The sequence below is a fragment of the Streptomyces sp. NPDC059895 genome (genome assembly GCF_042731035.1).
Lineage (GTDB): Bacteria > Actinomycetota > Actinomycetes > Streptomycetales > Streptomycetaceae > Streptomyces.
This window is the reverse complement of record NZ_JBHWKO010000076.1, coordinates 2,417-19,703: the sequence shown is the minus strand read 5'-3', so window position 1 is coordinate 19,703 and position 17,287 is coordinate 2,417. Positions and strand designations below refer to the sequence as shown.

Here is a 17,287-nt window from a genome sequence, read left to right as displayed (position 1 = left end):
CGTCTCTGATCCGGGCCTGCCAATCGTGAAGACCCCGGCGGCAACGGCCGGCTCAAGGGGCATTCGGACAGTTCCAATACCCGACGTCACCATTACGCCCGGTCATGCATCTGCAGCTGGAGTCGATCCTCGCCTTCGACACCGAGGACGAGCACGGTGAGATGGACGAGACGAAGGACCTGAACGGTCTGTTCGCCCGGCTGGCCCGGGAGACCTCCGGCATCCAGGACATCGAGCGGCTGGTCGAGGCCCGGCCCGTCGCGGCGGCATCGTGAGCGGGCGGGGCCGCCGGGCGGTCCTGCCGCCGCCGGACTTCCAGGCAACCGAGCGGATAGCCGCCGACGGGCTGCAGGTCACCGTGCTGAACAAGGAAGGCTTCAAGCGCGTCTTCGACTTCGCCGCGATCACCGTGCCCCAGCCGATGCGCTCCTCCCTCGCGCGAGCGTTCGCTGCGCAGTCGATGAGGTGGAACAGCCACGCGAGCGGTGAGTCGTACTGGCGGTCCATCGAGATCTTCGCCCGGTTCCTCAAGGCGCAGGGCCACCCGGCCGACGATCTCGGCGACATCACCTCGGCCACGCTCCGGCTCTGGCGCAACAACCACAAGGACACTCCCGGCGGGCGCGAGGCCCTGGCCAAGATCCGTACGCTGCTGAAGCGCGAGCCGCGGCTGGCGCAGGGCCTGGCCGCTGAGGAACTGGCCCGCCCGGTTCCGAAGAAGGGCAAGCCGTCCAAGCAGTCCTACCGGCCATCGGAGCGCGACCAGGTGCTGCTGGCCGCCGAACGGCAGTTCCGGGCCGCGCTGCTGCGGATCCGGGAGAACACCGCGCTGCTCGCCCGCTACCGGTCGGGCGCACTGGACCCGGACAGCCCTGACTGGAGGGTCGGGGCGGTCCTCGAGTGCGTCGCCGCCACGGGCGAACTGCCCGGGTACCCGGACAAGGAGGGGAAGATCTATACCCGGGCCGAAGGGCTGCTGCGCGGAAAGAACGGCGGGAAGACGACGGGGCGGCTGTTCCTGAGCCGGGCGGAGCTGACGGCCTTGGCCGTGATGATGACGGACCGCTACGGCTGGAATCTGTCGGTCTACGACCGTCTGCACGTGCCCGTCATGACCCCGTCCGCAGGAGAGACCGCCACGGTCACCTACGAGGTCCTGGTGGAGAAGCGCCGCTCGGGCGAGGGCCGCTGGTTCGACACGGAGAACTACACCGACTCCGGCGCGGACTCGCCCGGCCGGCTCATCACCCAGGCCCTGGAAGCCACGCAGCACGGGCGAGCCCTGGCCGCTGCCCTGTCACCCGGCCACGACCTGCTGATGGTCGCGCGCAACCGGCGCCGCACCGACGTGGACTCCAACCTGGACCGGCCCCGGAACGTCGGCCCGCTGTGTTTCGGGGTGTCCAAGGCCGACGCACGAGTATGGGCGAGAAGTCACAAGATCGGCTCGCCCTTCCAGCGCGCCCGCAGGACCACCATCACCACCACGGGCAAGCCACTGCAGCACAAACGCGGCACCCACGAGAGCGTCTACGTCCTGCCCGACGAGAACGTCCAGGAGGCCGCGGTCGACGTGATCGCTGCCGGCGCCGAGGAAGCCCTCGAACAGGCCCGCGATTACACCTTCAGTGGGCGGCTCACGGACGCGGCCGATGCGACCCACCAGGAGACCGCGACCGCGGACTGCGCGGACGAGGAGACCAGCCCTTGGCCGGACCCGAGCGGGGGCTGCGGCGCCGACTTCCTGCTCTGCCTGTCCTGCGAGAACTCCCGGGTCCACACCGGCCACCACCCGCGCCTCGCGCTTTTGCGCCGGCAGCTGATATCGCTCCGCTCCAGCTGGCCGGAGAAGCTCTGGCGAAAGCGGTGGGACGAGCACGTCCAACGGCTCGATGACCTGCGGACGAAGGTCAACGAGAGCACCTGGGACGCCGCTCTGGCCCGGATCACCGACCGCGACCACATGATCGTCGACCACCTGCTCAAGGGAGACCTCGCCCCGTGACAACAGCCCTGACCCTCGAGGCCGATCCCTACATCCTTCCCCTGCCGGGGCCGGAGAGCCCGGTGGTCCTGGACCGGTGGATCAGCGCCGGCAACACCCACCCCAACTCCCGCTACAGCGAAGACGTCTGGTCGATGGGACCGCTGATCGACAATCCCGGTGACAGCATCCACAAGATCAATCTGAGGAGGTGCCCCGCCTCCCTGCGCAGCGAGCTCAGGCTCCTCATCTGGATCCTGATCAACGGCGAGCTGCGCCCCACCTACGTACAGGAACGGGGCTTTCAGAACCGGGGACGCGACGGTGTGACCAACATGCGCGACAACATCCTGCAGTGGTTGAAGTTCGCGCGCTGGCTCGATCGGCAAGAGGTGTCCCGGCTCAGCGACTGCACCGTGGAGCACTGGAAGGCGTACGCCGCCAAGTGCACCAGCGGCTGCTCGCGCGATCATGCCCAGACGATTCTGCGCTGGCTCTCGGACCTGTGGGCCTTCGACCAGCTGTCCTTCAGCCCCTGCGGCGTTACGCAGCCGCCCTGGGAGAGCGAGGGCATCGACGACTACCTGCCGGCCGCCACCGGGGAGGCAGGTGGGGAGAACAAGACCGAGCCGCTGGACCCGACCGTGATCGGCCCCTTGCTGACCTGGTCGATCCGCCTGGTCGAGGACTTCTCCGACGACATCCTGGCCGCCTGGGACGAGCGCCGCCGCATGCACGCCCGCGTGAAGGCCACCCCGAGCACCCGAGGGGGCCTGGCAGCCGTCAAGAACTATCTGCAGCCACTGCTCGATTCCGGGGCCCTCCTACCCGCCACCGTGAGCCGAAAGCACGGCATCACCCTGGCCCACCACTACGTCGCCGCGGTCACTGGAGCCAGCTGGAACCAGGTCCACGACTTCTCTTTTCGGCGCGGGCTGCGTGCTCTCGTCGCCCGGCGGCCCGGCCCCAGCCCGATGCAGGTGCCGGTGACGGGCCGGATCGAGGGGCGGCCCTGGCGCGAGTTCATGGACTACGAGGAGACGCCGATCCTGGTACGGCACCTGGCCACGGCCGCCGCCATCGTGATCCTGTACTTGACCGGGATGCGCCCCCAGGAGAACGGGGCGGAGTTGCATCTGATGCAGCACTCCGCAGGGTCCAAGTAATCGCGAATCGGCAGGTGATGGGCCTCTGCTCCGCCATCTTCTCGCACCGTGCAGGCGATCTACCAGCGGCTCTTGCGCTCCACCGAGGCTATCCCAACAATGTTGCACCTAACGCAACGGAGGTTGGAGTGGCGAAAGCGGCTGATTTGGCGGGTGCGGCACACCTGACGCTCGTGGACGGGATCTCCTACCTGGACCCCGAACCTGCCGTGTTCGAGGCCATGCTGGAGGGGTGGACCAAGCAGCAGCGGGCCCGCTTCCTGAAGTGGGACGGGACCATCAAGCCACGGCTGTCACTGGTCCGCCGGTTCGCCGAGTACTCCAACCAGTACCCGTGGCATTGGCAGTCGGCCGAGTTCGAGGCGTTCATCGACCATCTGCGGACGAAGACACCGACGTTCACGGTGTCGAGTGGCCGGAACTACCAGAACCACCTGCGGCTGTTCTGCGAGTACATCACTGACCCGCGCTACGGCTGGATGTCCGTCTGCCAAGAGCGTTTCGGCCAGGTGCCGGTCCAGATCCTTCACGAGTGGAACACCGTCACCCACGTCAGTGAGTACGAGGGCGACCCGAGTCGCCGGCCGCTGACCTACGACGAGATCCAGGACCTGTTCGACGCTGCTGACGGGCGGGTCGAGGAGATCCGAAAGCGCGGCCGCAAAGGTGCGTTGACCGCGATGCGCGACTCCGCCCTGATCAAGACCTACTACGCCTATGGCATGCGGCGCCGGGAGAACGTCGGCCTCGACCTCGCCGACCTGCGGCGTAACGCGAAGGCTCCGCAATACAGGCGCCACGGAGCGGTGTTCGTGCGCTGGGGCAAGTCCTCCAAGGGCAGTCCGCCCAAGCGCCGCACCATTTTCACCGTCCCCGAGATGGACTGGATCGTCGACGACCTCGACCACTACCTGACCGAGGTCCGGCCCCGCTTCAACGTGGGGAAGCACCCTGCGATCTGGGTCACCGAACACGCCGGGCGCCTGTCACGCCGGTCGGCGAACGAAGCCTTCGAAGCCGCCAGGCAAGCCGCCGACCTGCCCGAAGAACTCGAATTGCACTGCCTGAGACATTCCTATATCACACATTTGACCGAATTTGATTACCCGGAAAGATTCGTTCAGGACCAGGCCGGCCACGGCTATGCCAGCACCACGGCCCTGTATACCGGCGTGTCGGACGAGTACCGCAACCGGCTGCTGCACAAGAAGTTGGACCAGCGATTCCCCGGTATCTGGGAGGACCCGAAGTGATCAAGAAGATGGGCTACCGCTGGAACCTGCGCAAGCTCATGGCCGACCAGGAGATGTTCCAGACCACCGACCTGGTGCCGCTGCTGGCCGAACGGGGCGTCAACCTCTCGCGCGAGCAGGTCTTCCGCCTGGTCACGCAGCCGCCGCAGCGGCTGTCAATGGACACCCTCGCGGCTCTGTGCGACATCCTCGGCTGCCAGCCCAACGACCTCATCGAGGTCCAGGTCGTCAACGAAGAGGTTCGCAAGACCGCCGGCGGCGAGACGCCTGGCCCGCTTCCGGCCGTGCGCCGCACCTCGATCCGGCGGCCGGAGGGCCTGTGAGCGCATCCTCTCCGACTGCTCCGTCAACCGTCGCCCGGCTCGCCGCGCAAGCAGCCCGCTTGGAGGCCGCGACGGCCGCCGCCGTCGGCCACCTCACCTCGGCTCTGCCGTCGCTCGTCCGCCAGGACGCCGAGGCCGCACTGGTGACCGCGGTCCCGATCCCCACCCGCGGGGCGACTCGCTACCTGGAAGAACTGGCCGGACACCTCGCGGCCCACCCCGACGCGCTGACGTCAGGCAGCTCGCTCTGTCCACCGGTCCTGCTCCGGCTCGCTGAAGCCCTGCACGATGCCGGGCACCCTGTGGTCCGTCCCGGATGCGCACACTGCGGAAAAATCCGGTCTGACCTGCGGCAACTCCGCCCTGAGGGGCGCCTCTGCGGTTCGTGCGACGCCCGAAGCCGCAAACGCGAAACCTGCGCACGGTGCCACCGTGACGGACAGCGCGTCGTCGCCCGTCGCCCCGAGGGACCGATCTGCAATCGTTGCTACCGCGCCGACCCCACCACGTTCGAGGAGTGCGCCGAATGCGGGCAGCTCCGACACCCGGTGGTACGCCGGGACGACGACCGAGGGCTATGCATCAAGTGCTGGAAACGCCCCATGCACACCTGCGTGAGCTGCGGAAAGACCGCAGCCGCCGCCCTCGTTGACGACGACGGCGCACTCTGCCACCTCTGCTACAACCGCCATCGCCGGCCACGGCGGCTCTGCGGTCGGTGCGGACAGCTCAAGCGCATCGCCCGCAACGCGCGCGACGGGCAGCCGGACCTCTGCGACGGCTGCTATCAGGGCCCCGACGCGACCTGCTCGATCTGCAGCCGAGTCCGCCCCTGCGCCAGTCGCGACGAACAGGGACAGCCGGTCTGCGCCACCTGCTACCAGCGTCATCGCACCGGCGAGCCGTGCGCCCGCTGCGGTCGGACCAAGCCGGTCAACACCCGTTGGCCGATCGGACCGGTCTGCATGCCCTGCTACACCGCCGTGCTCCGCTCACCGGCCGAGTGCTCTCGCTGCGGCATGGTCCAGCCACTGATTGCGCGGGATGACGACGGCGCCGATGTCTGCGGACCATGTGTCGGCTTTGTCGCCGACTACACCTGCAAGCAGTGCGGCCGGACCGGCAACCCCCACAGCCGCGGCCGATGCGCTTACTGTGTCCTCGCCGAGCGAGTCAACGCCCTGCTGGCCGGGCCCGACGGCACGATCACCTCGCAGCTGGAACCGCTCGCGGCCGCGCTGGCAGACGCTCCCTCACCGTTCCCCGCCATCCAGTGGCTCAAGGAGAGTCCGAACACCAAGCTCCTCGCCCGGCTGGCGTCCGAAGGACACGAGCTCAGCCACGAGCTGCTGGACGAGCTCCCGCCCAGCAGGAACCAGCGCTACATCCGCCAACTCCTAGTACACACAGGGGTGTTGGAGGAACGCAATGAGGACCTCGAGCGCATCCCGGGCTGGCTGGAGCACGAGCTCGCGGACAAGCCGGCCGCGCACGCCAGCCTCGCCCGCCCCTTCCTGCACTGGTTCCTGCTCCGACGCGCCCGTCAGCGGGCCGCCATGCGCCGCCACCCCGCCTCCGCCGACCGCGACCTGCGGCGCCGCGTCAGCGTCGCCCTGGACTTCCTGGCCTGGATGGACCAACGCGGCCTGGTCCTCGCCGACCTTGCCCAGGAACACATCGACGACTGGATCGCCGGGGCCACCAGCCAGCGACGCTACCTGATCCGCTACTTCCTGAAATGGACCACGAGCCGCCGCCTCACCCGCGAACTGACCGTCCCCTCCATCCCGAGTCAGGAGCCCCAGGACCTGCTCGACGACGACGATCGCTGGCGGCTCCTCCAACGCTGCCTGACGGACGACGCCCTGCCGACGGACGTCCGGGCCGGCGGCGCGATCACCCTGCTGTTCGGCCTGTCCACCGAACGTCTTTGCCACCTGACGCCTGAACACCTCAAATTCGGTGACAAGCACGCCCACCTGCTCCTGGGCCGCCACCCCGTCCTGCTGCCTCCACGGCTCGCCGAGCTCCTTCGGCGACTTGCCGAACAGCCGCAACTCCGGCCGCAGCTCTCGCGAGCCCACCCAGGTCCTCAGTGGCTCTTCCCGGGCATGGTCCCGGGCAAGCCGATCTCAACGCACGGCATGACCCAAAAACTCAACCGGCACGACATCCCGGTTCGTACCGCGCGCAACGGGGCGCTGGCCGCCCTCGCGGCTGATCTCCCCAGCCCGATCCTCGCCGACGTGACCGGGATGCATCGCCACACCGCGCTCCGCTGGGTTGCCTACGCCCGACGCGACTGGGCCGAGTACCTCGCAGCTCGGACCGCGGACCAACAGGAGAACGAACGATGACCGAGACGACCGACCACAACGACGGGCGCACAGCCCAAGACGTTCGCGAGTACCTGCTCACGCACTTGAATGGAGCCTTGCGTCGGCCGGGGATGTATGGCGGGGAGACGGCGCTCAGGCTCTACTTCGACGCAGTGGCGTTCGCGGACGCCGCCGAGCAGGCATGGCGAGAGGAACTGAAGGACCTGCAAGCCCGACGGGCATCCTTCTCCACCGGCGTTCGCGGAGCCTTCCAGGATCTCTGGGGTGATGCACATGAGGGCGCTGTGGCCTCGGTCTACGCTGAGATCGCACACAGGCAGGGATGGCTGAGACTCGACCGAACCCTCACCTCGGCTGAGTACGACAAAATTCTTCGCACCAGCGAGACATGGTGTCGCAAGGACCGTCTCCTCAGCGACGTCGTCACAGCGTTCGGTCCGCCCTCGGTCCTCTTCGGGGGAACCAACCCCCGATACCCCAAGACGCTGGGCTACGCGACCGACCGGCGTGACGACACCCTGCTCTGCTTCCACCTCTGGAACAGTTTCGTCCCGGGTTCAAGCTCGTCGGCGGCCTCCGTTCATGCCGAACCCGTCCTCTGGGCATTCCGAGCCGGCGGCGCCCTGTTCACAGATGGCTTCACCTTCACGCCGGAGGGATCCGCCCGCCGCTCGCCAAGCGCTGGCCGCACTGAACCCGCGATCAACCGAGGGAATAGTGCACGGTCGGAATAACCCCCTCCCGCCAGTAGCCCAATCGTTGCGGTCCGGCTGCTGCCCCGATCCGGAACCCAACGAGGACGGCTCGATGCCACGGCATCTGATCCGAGCCCATCACTACAAGAACGTCCGCGACTCCGACGGCCACCACATCTCCGCTGGTGAGGAGCGTCCCGTCCCCTGGGTTGCGATCACCCCGGTCGTGAACGCCATCCGTGTCCTGGAACGCCTCGTCCCCAAGGGCGAGCTGTTGTTCAGCTCCACCCACCACGACATCATCGGCCAGCGCAAGCACCACGGCGCGCTGAAGCGCGCCAGCCTGGGCCGCCGGGTCGAGAATCTCGTGTCATGGATCAACCAGGAGGCCACCGCCCAGGGCCTGCCCGCCCAGACGGTGCCGGAGGACCCGCACGGCAATCTGGGACTGAGCCGTCTGCGCAGAACCTTGGCCTGGCACATCGCCCGCCGCCCCGGCGGCCTGGTCGCCCTCGCCATCCAGTACGGGCACATGCGCACCGCCTTGGACGCCCGCACCTCTACCGGCTACGGCAGCCGCGAGCGTCGGGGGTTCCACGGGGAGCTCGACGTCGAGACCGCGCTCGCCGCGGCGCAGACCGCAGCACGGCTGCGCGACGCCGCAACGGCCGGCGAGAAGATCTCCGGTCCCGCCGCTCGGCGGGCTCTCATCGGAGCCGCTTCAATCCCCGGCTTCGAAGGCGCCCTGACCACCCCGAAGGCCGCCGCCAAGTTCCTCGCGCGCGACGGCCTCGTCCTCTTCGACAATCCGGACGCGTTCCTCATCTGCGCCTTCAAGCGCGACACCGCCCTGTGCGACCCGGACCCCGGGGCGACGGCACCCAACCAGTTCGCCTGCCAGCTCGGCTGCGGCAACGCGGTCCGCACCGACAGCCACGCGCGGGCGGCACGAGAGCACGCTGATCGGCTCGATGCGAAGGCAGCCCTCGTGCCACAGCCCCTGGGCGACCGGTGTCGATGATCACCAGGGACGGGTCCTCTAATCGTCTGGATCGTTCCCGCACCTGGCAGCGCAGGATCTCCTGGATCCGCTGGTCAAGGCCGTCCTGGCGCCACAGGGTGAAGTAGTAGAACACCGCCGACCAGGCCGGAAGGCCGTGCGGCAGAAGCCGCCACTGACAACCCGTCCGGTTCTGGTAGAGCAACGCGTTCACGACCTCGCGCAGGTCGCAGGAGCCCGGGTCCCCGGTCGCCGACCGCGCCACCCGGTCCTGCTTCCACGCGGTGACCAGCGGCTCGATCAACGCCCACTGCTCGTCGGACAAGTCGGTTGCGTACGGCATCCGTTCCATGTCCGCGACACCTCATCATGCACACGACATGACATGAGGACGGAACCGCCCCATCACCCACGAACGAGCGACACCACATCATCAGGAACGGGACTTAACGCCCTCTCAAGGAGGAGTTCTACGCGCGGGTGCGTATAGAGACGCACCAGACGCCGGAAGTCGAAACGCGGCTTCGCAAAGAGGTCGTCCGCCTGAAGGAAGCGCTCAAGGACTCCCGGGCTGCCGAGGCCGCCTCCCGGCATCGAGTGGAGCAGATGGCCCTCGCGGCAGCCGTCCTCATCCTCCGGCGACCCGGCGACCACGACCAGCCTGCCCCCGACAACGTCATCCTGCTCCGCCCCTCCAGCGATTAAGGAGAGCGTGCCGTCACGCGGCGACGCCGAGCTCCTCGCGGGAGATGAACTCGCGGACGGCCGGATCGCGCCGCCAGGGGCGAGGGCGCCATTGAGCTCGCGGACGTAGTCCTTGGCTTGGCTCGACTGGACGTGGGCGACGATGTCGACGGACCAGTTGCCGAGCTCGAGGGGCCGCCTGGAGCTTCCGGACGGCCCCGGCTGCGAGTACCGCTCAGGCTGGGACGGCAGCGGTTGCCGGCTCGGTTTCGGCCGTGCCGCGGGCGGCGAGGTAGCGCTCGGCGTCCAGGGCCGCGGCCGCGCCGGTGCCTGCGGCGGTGATGGCCTGGCGGTAGGTGTGGTCGACGACGTCGCCGGCGGCGAACACCCCGGGCAGGCTTGTACGCGTCGTCGGGGAGGCCACCTGGATGTAGCCCTCGCCGTCGAGTTCGAGCTGGCCGGTGAACAGCTCGGTGCGCGGGTCGTGGCCGATGGCGATGAACAGCCCCGTGACATCGAGGTCGCGGGTGGCGCCGGTGAAGACGTCGCGCAGGACGACGCCGCCGAGCATGCCGTTCGTCTCCTTGATCTCGGCGATCTCGCTGTCGAAAGCGAAGGAGATCTTGTCGTCGGCGAACGCCCGGTCCTGCATGACCTTGGAGGCGCGCAGGGTGGAGCGGCGGTGGACGACGGTGACGGAGCGGGCGAAGCGGGTGAGGAAGGTGGCTTCTTCCATGGCGGTGTCGCCGCCGCCGACCACGACGATGTCGCGGTCGCGGAAGAAGAACCCGTCGCAGGTCGCACACCAGGACACCCCGCGACCGGACAGCTCGTCCTCGTGAGGCAGGCCGAGCTTGCGGTAGCCGGAGCCGGTGGCGATGATCACCGTCTTCGCACGGTGGACGGTGCCCGCGGAGTCGGTGAGCAGCTTGATGTCGCCGGTGAGGTCCACCTCGACGATGTCGTCGTCGATCATCTCGGCGCCGAACTTCTCGGCCTGGGCCCGCATGTTGTCCATCAGCACGGGGCCGTCGACGCCCTCGGGGAAGCCGGGGAAGTTCTCGACCTCGGTCGTGGTGGTCAGCGAGCCGCCGACGAAGATGGAGCTGCCGAACAGCAGGGGCTTCAGCTGGGCGCGGGCGGTGTAGAGGGCGGCGGTGTATCCGGCGGGGCCGGAGCCGATGATGACGACGTCGCGTATCTCGCTCACGCGGTCGCCTCCGGCTTCGCCGGGGCGATCTCGGCGATCAGGCCCTCGATGAGGGTCTTGATCTCGTCGCGGATCGGGCGGACGGCCTCGACGCCCTGTCCGGCCGGGTCGTCGAGCTTCCAGTCGAGGTAGCGCTTGCCGGGGAAGACGGGGCAGGTGTCGCCGCAGCCCATGGTGATGCAGACGTCCGACTCGCGGACCGCGTCGATGGTGAGGATCTTCGGCGTCTCGGCGGAGATGTCGATGCCGACCTCGGCCATGGCCTCGACGGCGGCCGGGTTGACCCGGTCGCCGGGGTTGGAGCCGGCGGAGCGGACCTCGACGCGGTCTCCGGCCAGGTGGGTCAGCCACGCGGCGGCCATCTGGGAGCGGCCGGCGTTGTGGACGCAGACGAACAGGACGGACGGCTTGTCGGCCATGGTGATGGTTCTCTCTCGTCGCATGGCGGAACCCAGCCGCCAATGACTTCAGCCCTCGCTGGTATCAGCGAGCGATGATGTGAGAGTATCAGTGCATGCTGACTTCAGTCGATCCTGATGTGATCCGGGTGCTGGGCGATCCGCTCCGCCTTCAGATCGTGACCCTGCTGGCGCGCGAGACGCTCTGCACGACGCACCTGGTCGAGGAGACCGGAGCCAAGCAGACCAACCTGTCCAACCACATGAAGGTGCTGCGCGAGGCCGGGATCGTGGAGACCGAGCCGTGCGGCCGCTTCACCTACTACAAGCTCAAGCCCGAGGTCCTGGCCGGGCTCTCCGAGCAGTTCGCCGAACTCGCCGCCTCCGCCCGCACTGCCGCCGAGAACAAGAGGGCCTGCCCGTGACCTCCACCGAGCCCACCACCGCCCGCGCCCAGAGTGCCGAGACGGCCGGGGCCGACTCGATCGTAAGGAAGCTCTCCACACTCGACCGCTACCTCGCGGTGTGGATCCTGCTCGCCATGGCCGTCGGCCTGGGCCTGGGCCGGATCATCCCGGGCATGAACGACGCCCTCGCGAAGATCGAGATCGGCGGGATCTCCCTGCCGATCGCCCTCGGCCTGCTCGTGATGATGTACCCGGTCCTCGCGAAGGTTCGCTACGACCGGCTCGACCGCGTGACCAGCGACCGCAAGCTGCTGATCTCCTCGCTCGTCATCAACTGGATCGTCGGCCCGGCGGTGATGTTCGCGCTGGCCTGGATCTTCCTGCCGGACCTGCCGGAGTACCGCACCGGCCTGATCATCGTCGGCCTGGCCCGCTGCATCGCCATGGTCATCATCTGGAACGACCTCGCCTGCGGCGACCGTGAGGCCGCCGCCGTCCTGGTCGCCCTGAACTCCGTCTTCCAGGTGATCGCGTTCGGCCTGCTGGGCTGGTTCTACCTCGACCTGCTGCCCCGGTGGATGAACCTCGGCGACGGCCAGGGCCTGGACGTGTCCGTCTGGCACATCGCGCTGAACGTGATCATCTTCCTCGGCATCCCGCTGCTGGCCGGCTTCCTGACCCGTCGCATCGGCGAGCAGAAGATGGGCCGCGCCGCCTACGAGGCGAAGTTCCTGCCGAAGATCGGCCCGTGGGCCCTGTACGGACTGCTGTTCACGATCGTCATCCTCTTCGCCCTCCAGGGGAAGACCATCACGTCGCAGCCGCTGGATGTCGCCCGGATCGCGCTGCCGCTGCTGGTGTATTTCGCGGTCATGTTCTTCGGCACCTTCCTGCTCGGCAAGGGCCTGGGCCTGGCCTACGACCGCACCACGACCCTGGCGTTCACTGCGGCGGGCAACAACTTCGAGCTGGCCATCGCGGTTGCCATCGCCACCTTCGGTGTCACCTCCGGCCAGGCCCTGTCCGGCGTCGTCGGCCCGCTCATCGAAGTGCCGGTGCTGATCGGCCTGGTCTACGTCGCGCTCGCCTGGCGGAAGAAGTTCGCTGCCGACGCGGTGACGACGGCCCCGTGACGCAGCGCGCGGATGTGGTGGTGGTCGGCGGCGGCCAGGCAGGGCTCGCCGCCGGCTACCACCTGCGCCGCCAGGCTCTGGACTTCGTGATCCTGGACGAGGGGGCGGCGCCGGGCGGGTCGTGGCAGCACATGCGGGACTCGCTGCACCTGTTCTCCCCGGCGGAGCACTCCTCGCTGCCCGGCCGCCTTATGCCCGCCCAGGCGGGCGAGACGTACCCGGGCGCGGGGCACGTGGTGGACTACCTCGCCGACTACGAGAAGCGCTACGACCTGCCCGTCCAGCGCGGCACCCGCGTGGACGCCGTACGCCGCGACGCAGACCGGCTCCTGGTCGAAGCGGACTCCGGCACGTGGCGGGCCCGTGCGGTCATCAGCGCCACCGGCAGCTGGTCGCGGCCGTTCCTGCCCGCCGTCCCTGGCAGATCGGTCTTCACCGGGCGGCAGCTGCACACGGTGAACTACCGCTGTCCGGCCGACTTCGCCGACCAGCGCGTCATCGTGGTCGGCGGCGGGAACTCCGGCGCCCAGATCGCCGCCGACCTCGCCCTGGACGGCCGTGTCGAGGGGACGTGGGTGACCCAGCGCCCGCCGCGGTTCCTCCCCGACGACATCGACGGCCGGGCCCTGTTCGATGTCGCCACCGCCCGCCGCCGTGCCCTGGACGCCGGCCGCACCGACACCGGCGGGGTGGCTTCGCTCGGCGACATCGTGGCCGTGCCGCCTGTCCGTGCGGCCCGCGTCGCCGGACTCCTGGCCGCGAAGCCGATGTTCGCGCAGCTCACGGCAACCGGTGTCCGGTGGGCCGACGGCAGGCAGAGCGACGCGGACGCGATCGTTTGGTGCACCGGCTTCCGCCCGGCCCTGTCCCACCTCGCCCCGCTGAACCTGCGCGGTGCGCACGGGCACATCCCTACTGACGGCACGAGGGCCCTGGGTGAGCCGCGGCTGCACCTGCTCGGCTACGGCGACTGGACCGGCCCGGACTCGGCCACCCTCATCGGCGTCGGCCGCCCGGCCCGCGACGCTGTCCGCGCGATCGCCAGCCTGTCGTGACCGGTCAGCTGATGGCGGGGCTGCGGCGTTCGACGAGGACGACGTCGCGCCAGACGCCGTGATGGCGCCCGATCCGCTCCCGCGTGCCGATGACACGGAAGCCGGCCCGCTGGTGGACAGCGAGGCTGGCGGTGTTCTCAGGGAAGATCCCCGACTGGATCGTCCAGATCCCGGCCCGTTCCGTGGAATCCACCAGAGCCTTCAGCAGCGCGGAGGCGACGCCGCGGCCGCGGGCGTCCGGGTGGACGTAGACGGAGTGCTCGACCACCCCCGCGTGCGCACCGGTCGGAGACCCGGCTCGCGGCCACCCAACCCAGCATCGCCCCGCTCTCGTCGAGCACGGCGAAGCGGTGCTCGGGCAGCTTCGCCGCATCGAACGCCTCCCAGGTCGGCGCGACGGTCTCGAAGGTGGCGTTCCCCTCGTCGATCCCCGCCTGATAGATAGCCAGCACCTGCCCCGCGTGCTCCGGCGCCAGCGGCACGATCACCGCGCTCGCAGATCCGCTCACCACGACGTCCCCCTCCCCGTCCCGGTCAGGCCGCGGCCGGCATCGTCAGCAGCTTGCCCATCGCCGCGAGCACCGACGGCTCGACCCGGTAATAGACCCAGGTGCCGCGCCGCTCGGAGGTGAGCAGCCCGGCCCCCTTGAGCTTCTTAAGGTGGTGGGACACGGTCGGCTGGGAGACGCCGACGTCGGAGATGTCGCACACGCACGCTTCCCCGCCCTCGTGCGAGGCCACCGCGGAGAACAGCCGCAGCCGGACCGGGTCACCGAGGGCCTTGAACATCCGCGCGGCCGTCTCGGCCTCCTCGGCGGTCATCGGGCGCTCGGTCAGCGGCGGGCAGCACGGCACCACACCTTGGCCGTCGGCGGGCTCGAGCAGCGGCAGCACCTTCGCATTCGACATGCGTCTATGTTGACACATGTCGAACCAGTGCGGGGAGTTCCGTCACCGGCCTGCGAGGTGGGCGGCCAGACCCCGGGCGATGCGCTCCGCGTCCCGGCCCACACCGCGCAGTGAGTTCGACGACAGGCTGCGCTGCCATTCCAGCCCGACGAACGCCAGGCCCGGCACACCGGTGGCGAGGCCCTCGCGGTGCCGGGGGTTCCCCTCGGCGTCGAGAGCGCCGTCGAGGCAGGCGAGGTAGGGCAGGTCGGGGCGGTAGCCGGTGGCGAGCACGATCGCGTCGGCCTCCTCCCGCTGTCCGTCCGGCCAGACGAGCTCGGTTCCGTCGGCGCCGGTGAACATCGCTCGCCGCTCGGGCCGCCCGGCGGTCAGGGCGGCCCGGTAGCGGCCCTCGTCGAGGACCGGCTGCGCCGGCGGGCGCGACAGGAGCCGGCCGAGGGGTGCGGTGTCCAGGCCGGTGCGGGCCGTCCAGAAGTGCAAGTCGCGACCGAGGACGCGCTGGGCTGCAAACTTCACCGGCCCGCGGGTGGCGAGCGTGACGCGTGCGGTCTCGGCGAGCTCGGCGGCGATCTGCACCGCGGAGTTCCCGGCCCCGACCACGACCACCCGGCGACCGGTGAAGGGGGCCGGACTGCGGTAGTCGGCGGCGTGCAGCACCTGCCCGGTGAACTCCTGAAGGCCCGGCAGCGCGGGCCGGTGCGGGTGGCCGAATGTCCCGGAGGCCGCGACGACGGCCCGCGCGGACAGCCGGCCGCCGCCCTCCAGTTCCACCGCGAAGCCGTCACCGGTGCAGTGGACCGCGCTGACGCGGCAGCCGGTGCGGATCTCGGCGTCCAGGCGGTCGACGTAGGCGGTGAGGTAGGCGACGACCTCGTCGCGGTGCGGGTAGCGGTCGCGGTCGGCGCCGGGGAACGGCATCCCGGGCAGGGAGCTGTAACGGGCGGGCGAGAACAGCGTGAGGCTGTCGTAGTAGTGCGGCCACGACCCGGCCGCCCGGTCAGACGCCTCCAGCACCACCGGCCGCAACCCGCGCCGCAGCAGCGCGTGAGCGGTGGCGAGGCCGGACTGGCCGCCGCCGATCACGGCGACGTCGATGTACTCCATCAGCGAATCCCCCAGGGTTCGACGAATGTCTATGTTGACGCTCATCAATACAGGCGCCATGCTGGGCCGCGCAAGCCATCGACAGATGTCGAAACACTCAAGGAGTCGCCGTGAACGCGCCCGCCACCACCGAGCTGCCCGTCCTCGTGATCGGAGCCGGACCCGCCGGCCTGGCCGCCGCCACCCACCTCCTCGACCAGGGCATCGAGCCCTTGGTCCTGGAAGCGGGGCCTACCGCTGGCGCCGCGGTGCGCGAGTGGTCGCACGTGCGGCTGTTCTCCACCTGGGGCGAGGTCGTCGACCCCGCCGCCGAGAAGCTCCTGGCCCCCACCGGCTGGACGAGGCCGGACCCGGCTGCCTACCCCTCCGGCGGCGATTGGGCCGACCTCTACCTGCAGCCGCTCGCCGATGCCCTCGGCGACCGCGTCCGCACCGGCGCCACCGTCACCGGCGTCTCCCGGACGGGCCGGGACCGGATCGTGGACGCCGACCGCGAGGCCCAGCCGTTCGTCGTGCACGTCGCCCACGCCGACGGCCGTGAGGAGCGCCTCTTCGCCCGCGCCGTCATCGACGCCTCCGGCACCTGGGCCACGCCGTCCCCGGCCGGCGGCAGCGGACTGCCCGCGCTCGGCGAGAAGGCCGCCGCGGACCGGATCACCTACCGCGTGCCGGACCTGAAGGACCGCGCCGTCCGGGCCCGGTATGCGGGCAAGCGCACCGCAGTGATCGGCTCCGGCGCCTCCGCGTTCACCGCCCTCGCCTACCTGGCCGACCTCGCCAAGTCCGGCGACGGCGCAGGCACGAAGGGCGTGTGGATCCTGCGCCGGGGCATCTCGGGCTCCACCTTCGGCGGCGGAGAAGCCGACCAGCTCCCGGTGCGCGGCGCCCTGGGCCTGGCGGCCAAGGCCGCCGTCGACGAGGGCCACGCCGACGCGGTCACCGGCTTCCGCACCGAGGCGATCGAGCGCACCGGCGACGGCCGCCTGGTCCTGGTCGGCGAGGATGACCGCCGCCTGAACCCGGTCGACGAAGTCATCGTGCTGACCGGCTTCCGCCCCGACCTGTCCTTCCTTGACGAGCTGCGCCTCGGGCTCGACGAGCGCCTCCAGGCCCCGGTCGAGCTCGCTCCGCTGATCGACCCCAACCAGCACTCCTGTGGCACCGTCTACCCGCACGGCCACCGCGAGCTCTCCCACCCCGAGCAGGGCGTGTACCTGGTGGGCATGAAGTCCTACGGCCGCGCCCCGACCTTCCTCGCCATGACCGGCTACGAGCAGGTCCGCTCCGTGGCCGCCGCCATCGCCGGCGACCTCGACTCCGCCGACCGCGTTGAACTCACCCTCCCCGACACCGGAGTCTGCGGCGGCGCCGGCCTCTTCGACGCCCCCGAATCCGACCAGAGCGGCGGCTGCTGCGCCCCGGCGCCCCAGCTCGTCCAGCTCAGCGCCCCCGCTGCGGCGGCCGTCGGCGCCATGGCGGCCGAAGAGGCTCCGGCGGGCGGCTGCTGCGGCTCGTGACCGACCTCAACACCTCAGCCCGCGGGGCCGCGACCGGATCGGGGGACCGGGGGCGGGCCCGCGCCGCCCGGCCCCCCCGGGGGCGGGCGCACATACCCCGCGGGGGGCTA

16 protein-coding genes and 3 pseudogenes are annotated in these 17,287 nt (G+C 69.9%); 13 read left to right on the top strand and 6 right to left on the bottom strand.

Annotated features, from left to right (window positions below):
• Positions 1–104: 104 nt before the first annotated feature.
• From ACFV9M_RS39860 to ACFV9M_RS39825, 8 genes and pseudogenes are all read left to right on the top strand, one after another.
• Positions 105–275: a hypothetical protein gene (locus ACFV9M_RS39860; RefSeq protein ID WP_382963855.1), complete on the top strand. Its 171-nt coding sequence runs from the start codon at positions 105–107 to the stop codon at positions 273–275.
• Positions 272–2,005 (top strand): hypothetical protein, encoded by a 1,734-nt coding sequence (locus tag ACFV9M_RS39855; protein ID WP_385078355.1) that lies wholly within the window; start codon positions 272–274, stop codon positions 2,003–2,005. Before ACFV9M_RS39860 ends, ACFV9M_RS39855 begins: the two co-directional genes overlap by 4 nt.
• Positions 2,002–3,150, top strand: coding sequence for a hypothetical protein (locus ACFV9M_RS39850; protein ID WP_385078352.1), 1,149 nt, complete (start codon positions 2,002–2,004; stop codon positions 3,148–3,150). The genes ACFV9M_RS39855 and ACFV9M_RS39850 overlap by 4 nt, the downstream gene beginning before the upstream one ends.
• Positions 3,151–3,278: 128 nt before the next feature.
• Entirely contained in the window at positions 3,279–4,403 is a 1,125-nt protein-coding gene (locus ACFV9M_RS39845) for a tyrosine-type recombinase/integrase (RefSeq protein WP_385078351.1), read from the top strand.
• Positions 4,400–4,726, top strand: coding sequence for a helix-turn-helix transcriptional regulator (locus tag ACFV9M_RS39840; RefSeq protein WP_332886824.1), 327 nt, complete (start codon positions 4,400–4,402; stop codon positions 4,724–4,726). Before ACFV9M_RS39845 ends, ACFV9M_RS39840 begins: the two co-directional genes overlap by 4 nt.
• A gap of 59 nt (positions 4,727–4,785) precedes the next feature.
• A complete protein-coding gene (locus ACFV9M_RS39835) occupies positions 4,786–7,083 on the top strand; it encodes an XRE family transcriptional regulator (RefSeq protein WP_385078348.1) in 2,298 nt (765 codons plus the stop codon).
• The gene (locus tag ACFV9M_RS39830; RefSeq protein WP_385078345.1) at positions 7,080–7,799 is read left to right on the top strand and encodes a hypothetical protein; all 720 of its coding nucleotides are present in this window, start codon (positions 7,080–7,082) and stop codon (positions 7,797–7,799) included. The genes ACFV9M_RS39835 and ACFV9M_RS39830 overlap by 4 nt, the downstream gene beginning before the upstream one ends.
• Before the next feature lie 7 nt (positions 7,800–7,806).
• Positions 7,807–8,778: pseudogene (locus ACFV9M_RS39825) on the top strand (integrase); the annotation flags it as partial.
• Here the strand turns inward: ACFV9M_RS39825 and ACFV9M_RS39820 are convergent.
• Positions 8,738–9,112, bottom strand: a pseudogene (locus ACFV9M_RS39820) (transposase); the annotation flags it as partial. The pseudogenes ACFV9M_RS39825 and ACFV9M_RS39820 sit on opposite strands and share 41 nt — an antisense overlap.
• A gap of 128 nt (positions 9,113–9,240) precedes the next feature.
• Here ACFV9M_RS39820 and ACFV9M_RS39815 point away from each other — a divergent pair.
• Entirely contained in the window at positions 9,241–9,465 is a 225-nt protein-coding gene (locus tag ACFV9M_RS39815) for a hypothetical protein (RefSeq protein WP_385078343.1), read from the top strand.
• Positions 9,466–9,679: 214 nt separating this feature from the next.
• Here ACFV9M_RS39815 and trxB read toward each other — a convergent pair whose 3' ends face one another.
• A complete protein-coding gene (gene trxB / locus ACFV9M_RS39810; RefSeq protein ID WP_385078340.1) occupies positions 9,680–10,654 on the bottom strand; it encodes a thioredoxin-disulfide reductase in 975 nt (324 codons plus the stop codon).
• Positions 10,651–11,073 (bottom strand): arsenate reductase ArsC, encoded by a 423-nt coding sequence (locus ACFV9M_RS39805; protein WP_385078358.1) that lies wholly within the window; start codon positions 11,071–11,073, stop codon positions 10,651–10,653. Before ACFV9M_RS39805 ends, trxB begins: the two co-directional genes overlap by 4 nt.
• A 95-nt stretch (positions 11,074–11,168) precedes the next feature.
• Between ACFV9M_RS39805 and ACFV9M_RS39800 the strand changes: the two genes are divergently transcribed.
• From ACFV9M_RS39800 to ACFV9M_RS39790, 3 genes are read left to right on the top strand one after another with little or no spacing between them, the layout of a single operon-like run.
• Complete coding sequence (locus ACFV9M_RS39800) at positions 11,169–11,477, top strand: metalloregulator ArsR/SmtB family transcription factor (RefSeq protein WP_346150640.1); 309 nt, start codon at positions 11,169–11,171, stop codon at positions 11,475–11,477.
• Positions 11,474–12,592, top strand: a complete 1,119-nt coding sequence (gene arsB, locus ACFV9M_RS39795; protein ID WP_385078337.1) for an ACR3 family arsenite efflux transporter — start codon at positions 11,474–11,476, stop codon at positions 12,590–12,592. Before ACFV9M_RS39800 ends, arsB begins: the two co-directional genes overlap by 4 nt.
• Entirely contained in the window at positions 12,589–13,647 is a 1,059-nt protein-coding gene (locus tag ACFV9M_RS39790; protein ID WP_385078335.1) for an ArsO family NAD(P)H-dependent flavin-containing monooxygenase, read from the top strand. Before arsB ends, ACFV9M_RS39790 begins: the two co-directional genes overlap by 4 nt.
• A gap of 4 nt (positions 13,648–13,651) precedes the next feature.
• On the opposite strand, the pseudogene ACFV9M_RS39785 reads toward ACFV9M_RS39790, so the two are convergent.
• The 3 genes and pseudogenes from ACFV9M_RS39785 to ACFV9M_RS39775 all read right to left on the bottom strand — a co-directional run bounded on the left by ACFV9M_RS39785 (position 13,652) and on the right by ACFV9M_RS39775 (position 15,660).
• Positions 13,652–14,156 (bottom strand): annotated as a pseudogene (locus tag ACFV9M_RS39785) (GNAT family N-acetyltransferase).
• 25 nt (positions 14,157–14,181) lie between these two features.
• Positions 14,182–14,556 carry an ArsR/SmtB family transcription factor gene (locus ACFV9M_RS39780; RefSeq protein ID WP_385078333.1) on the bottom strand — a complete coding sequence of 125 codons (375 nt, stop codon included), beginning with the start codon at positions 14,554–14,556 and terminating at the stop codon, positions 14,182–14,184.
• A gap of 42 nt (positions 14,557–14,598) precedes the next feature.
• Positions 14,599–15,660, bottom strand: coding sequence for a flavin-containing monooxygenase (locus ACFV9M_RS39775; RefSeq protein WP_385078331.1), 1,062 nt, complete (start codon positions 15,658–15,660; stop codon positions 14,599–14,601).
• Positions 15,661–15,770: 110 nt separating this feature from the next.
• Between ACFV9M_RS39775 and ACFV9M_RS39770 the strand changes: the two genes are divergently transcribed.
• Positions 15,771–17,177, top strand: coding sequence for an NAD(P)-binding domain-containing protein (locus tag ACFV9M_RS39770; RefSeq protein ID WP_385078328.1), 1,407 nt, complete (start codon positions 15,771–15,773; stop codon positions 17,175–17,177).
• Positions 17,178–17,287: the final 110 nt, after the last annotated feature.

What these genes read in the sequence shown, in the direction of transcription:
- ACFV9M_RS39860 (WP_382963855.1), top strand. Translation starts at nt 105, where the DNA reads ATGCATCTGCAGCTGGAGTCGATCCTCGCCTTCGACACCGAGGACGAG.
- ACFV9M_RS39830 (WP_385078345.1), top strand. Translation starts at nt 7,080, where the DNA reads ATGACCGAGACGACCGACCACAACGACGGGCGCACAGCCCAAGACGTT.
- ACFV9M_RS39805 (WP_385078358.1), bottom strand. Translation starts at nt 11,073, where the DNA reads ATGGCCGACAAGCCGTCCGTCCTGTTCGTCTGCGTCCACAACGCCGGC.
- ACFV9M_RS39800 (WP_346150640.1), top strand. Translation starts at nt 11,169, where the DNA reads ATGCTGACTTCAGTCGATCCTGATGTGATCCGGGTGCTGGGCGATCCG.
- ACFV9M_RS39780 (WP_385078333.1), bottom strand. Translation starts at nt 14,556, where the DNA reads ATGTCGAATGCGAAGGTGCTGCCGCTGCTCGAGCCCGCCGACGGCCAA.
- ACFV9M_RS39775 (WP_385078331.1), bottom strand. Translation starts at nt 15,660, where the DNA reads ATGGAGTACATCGACGTCGCCGTGATCGGCGGCGGCCAGTCCGGCCTC.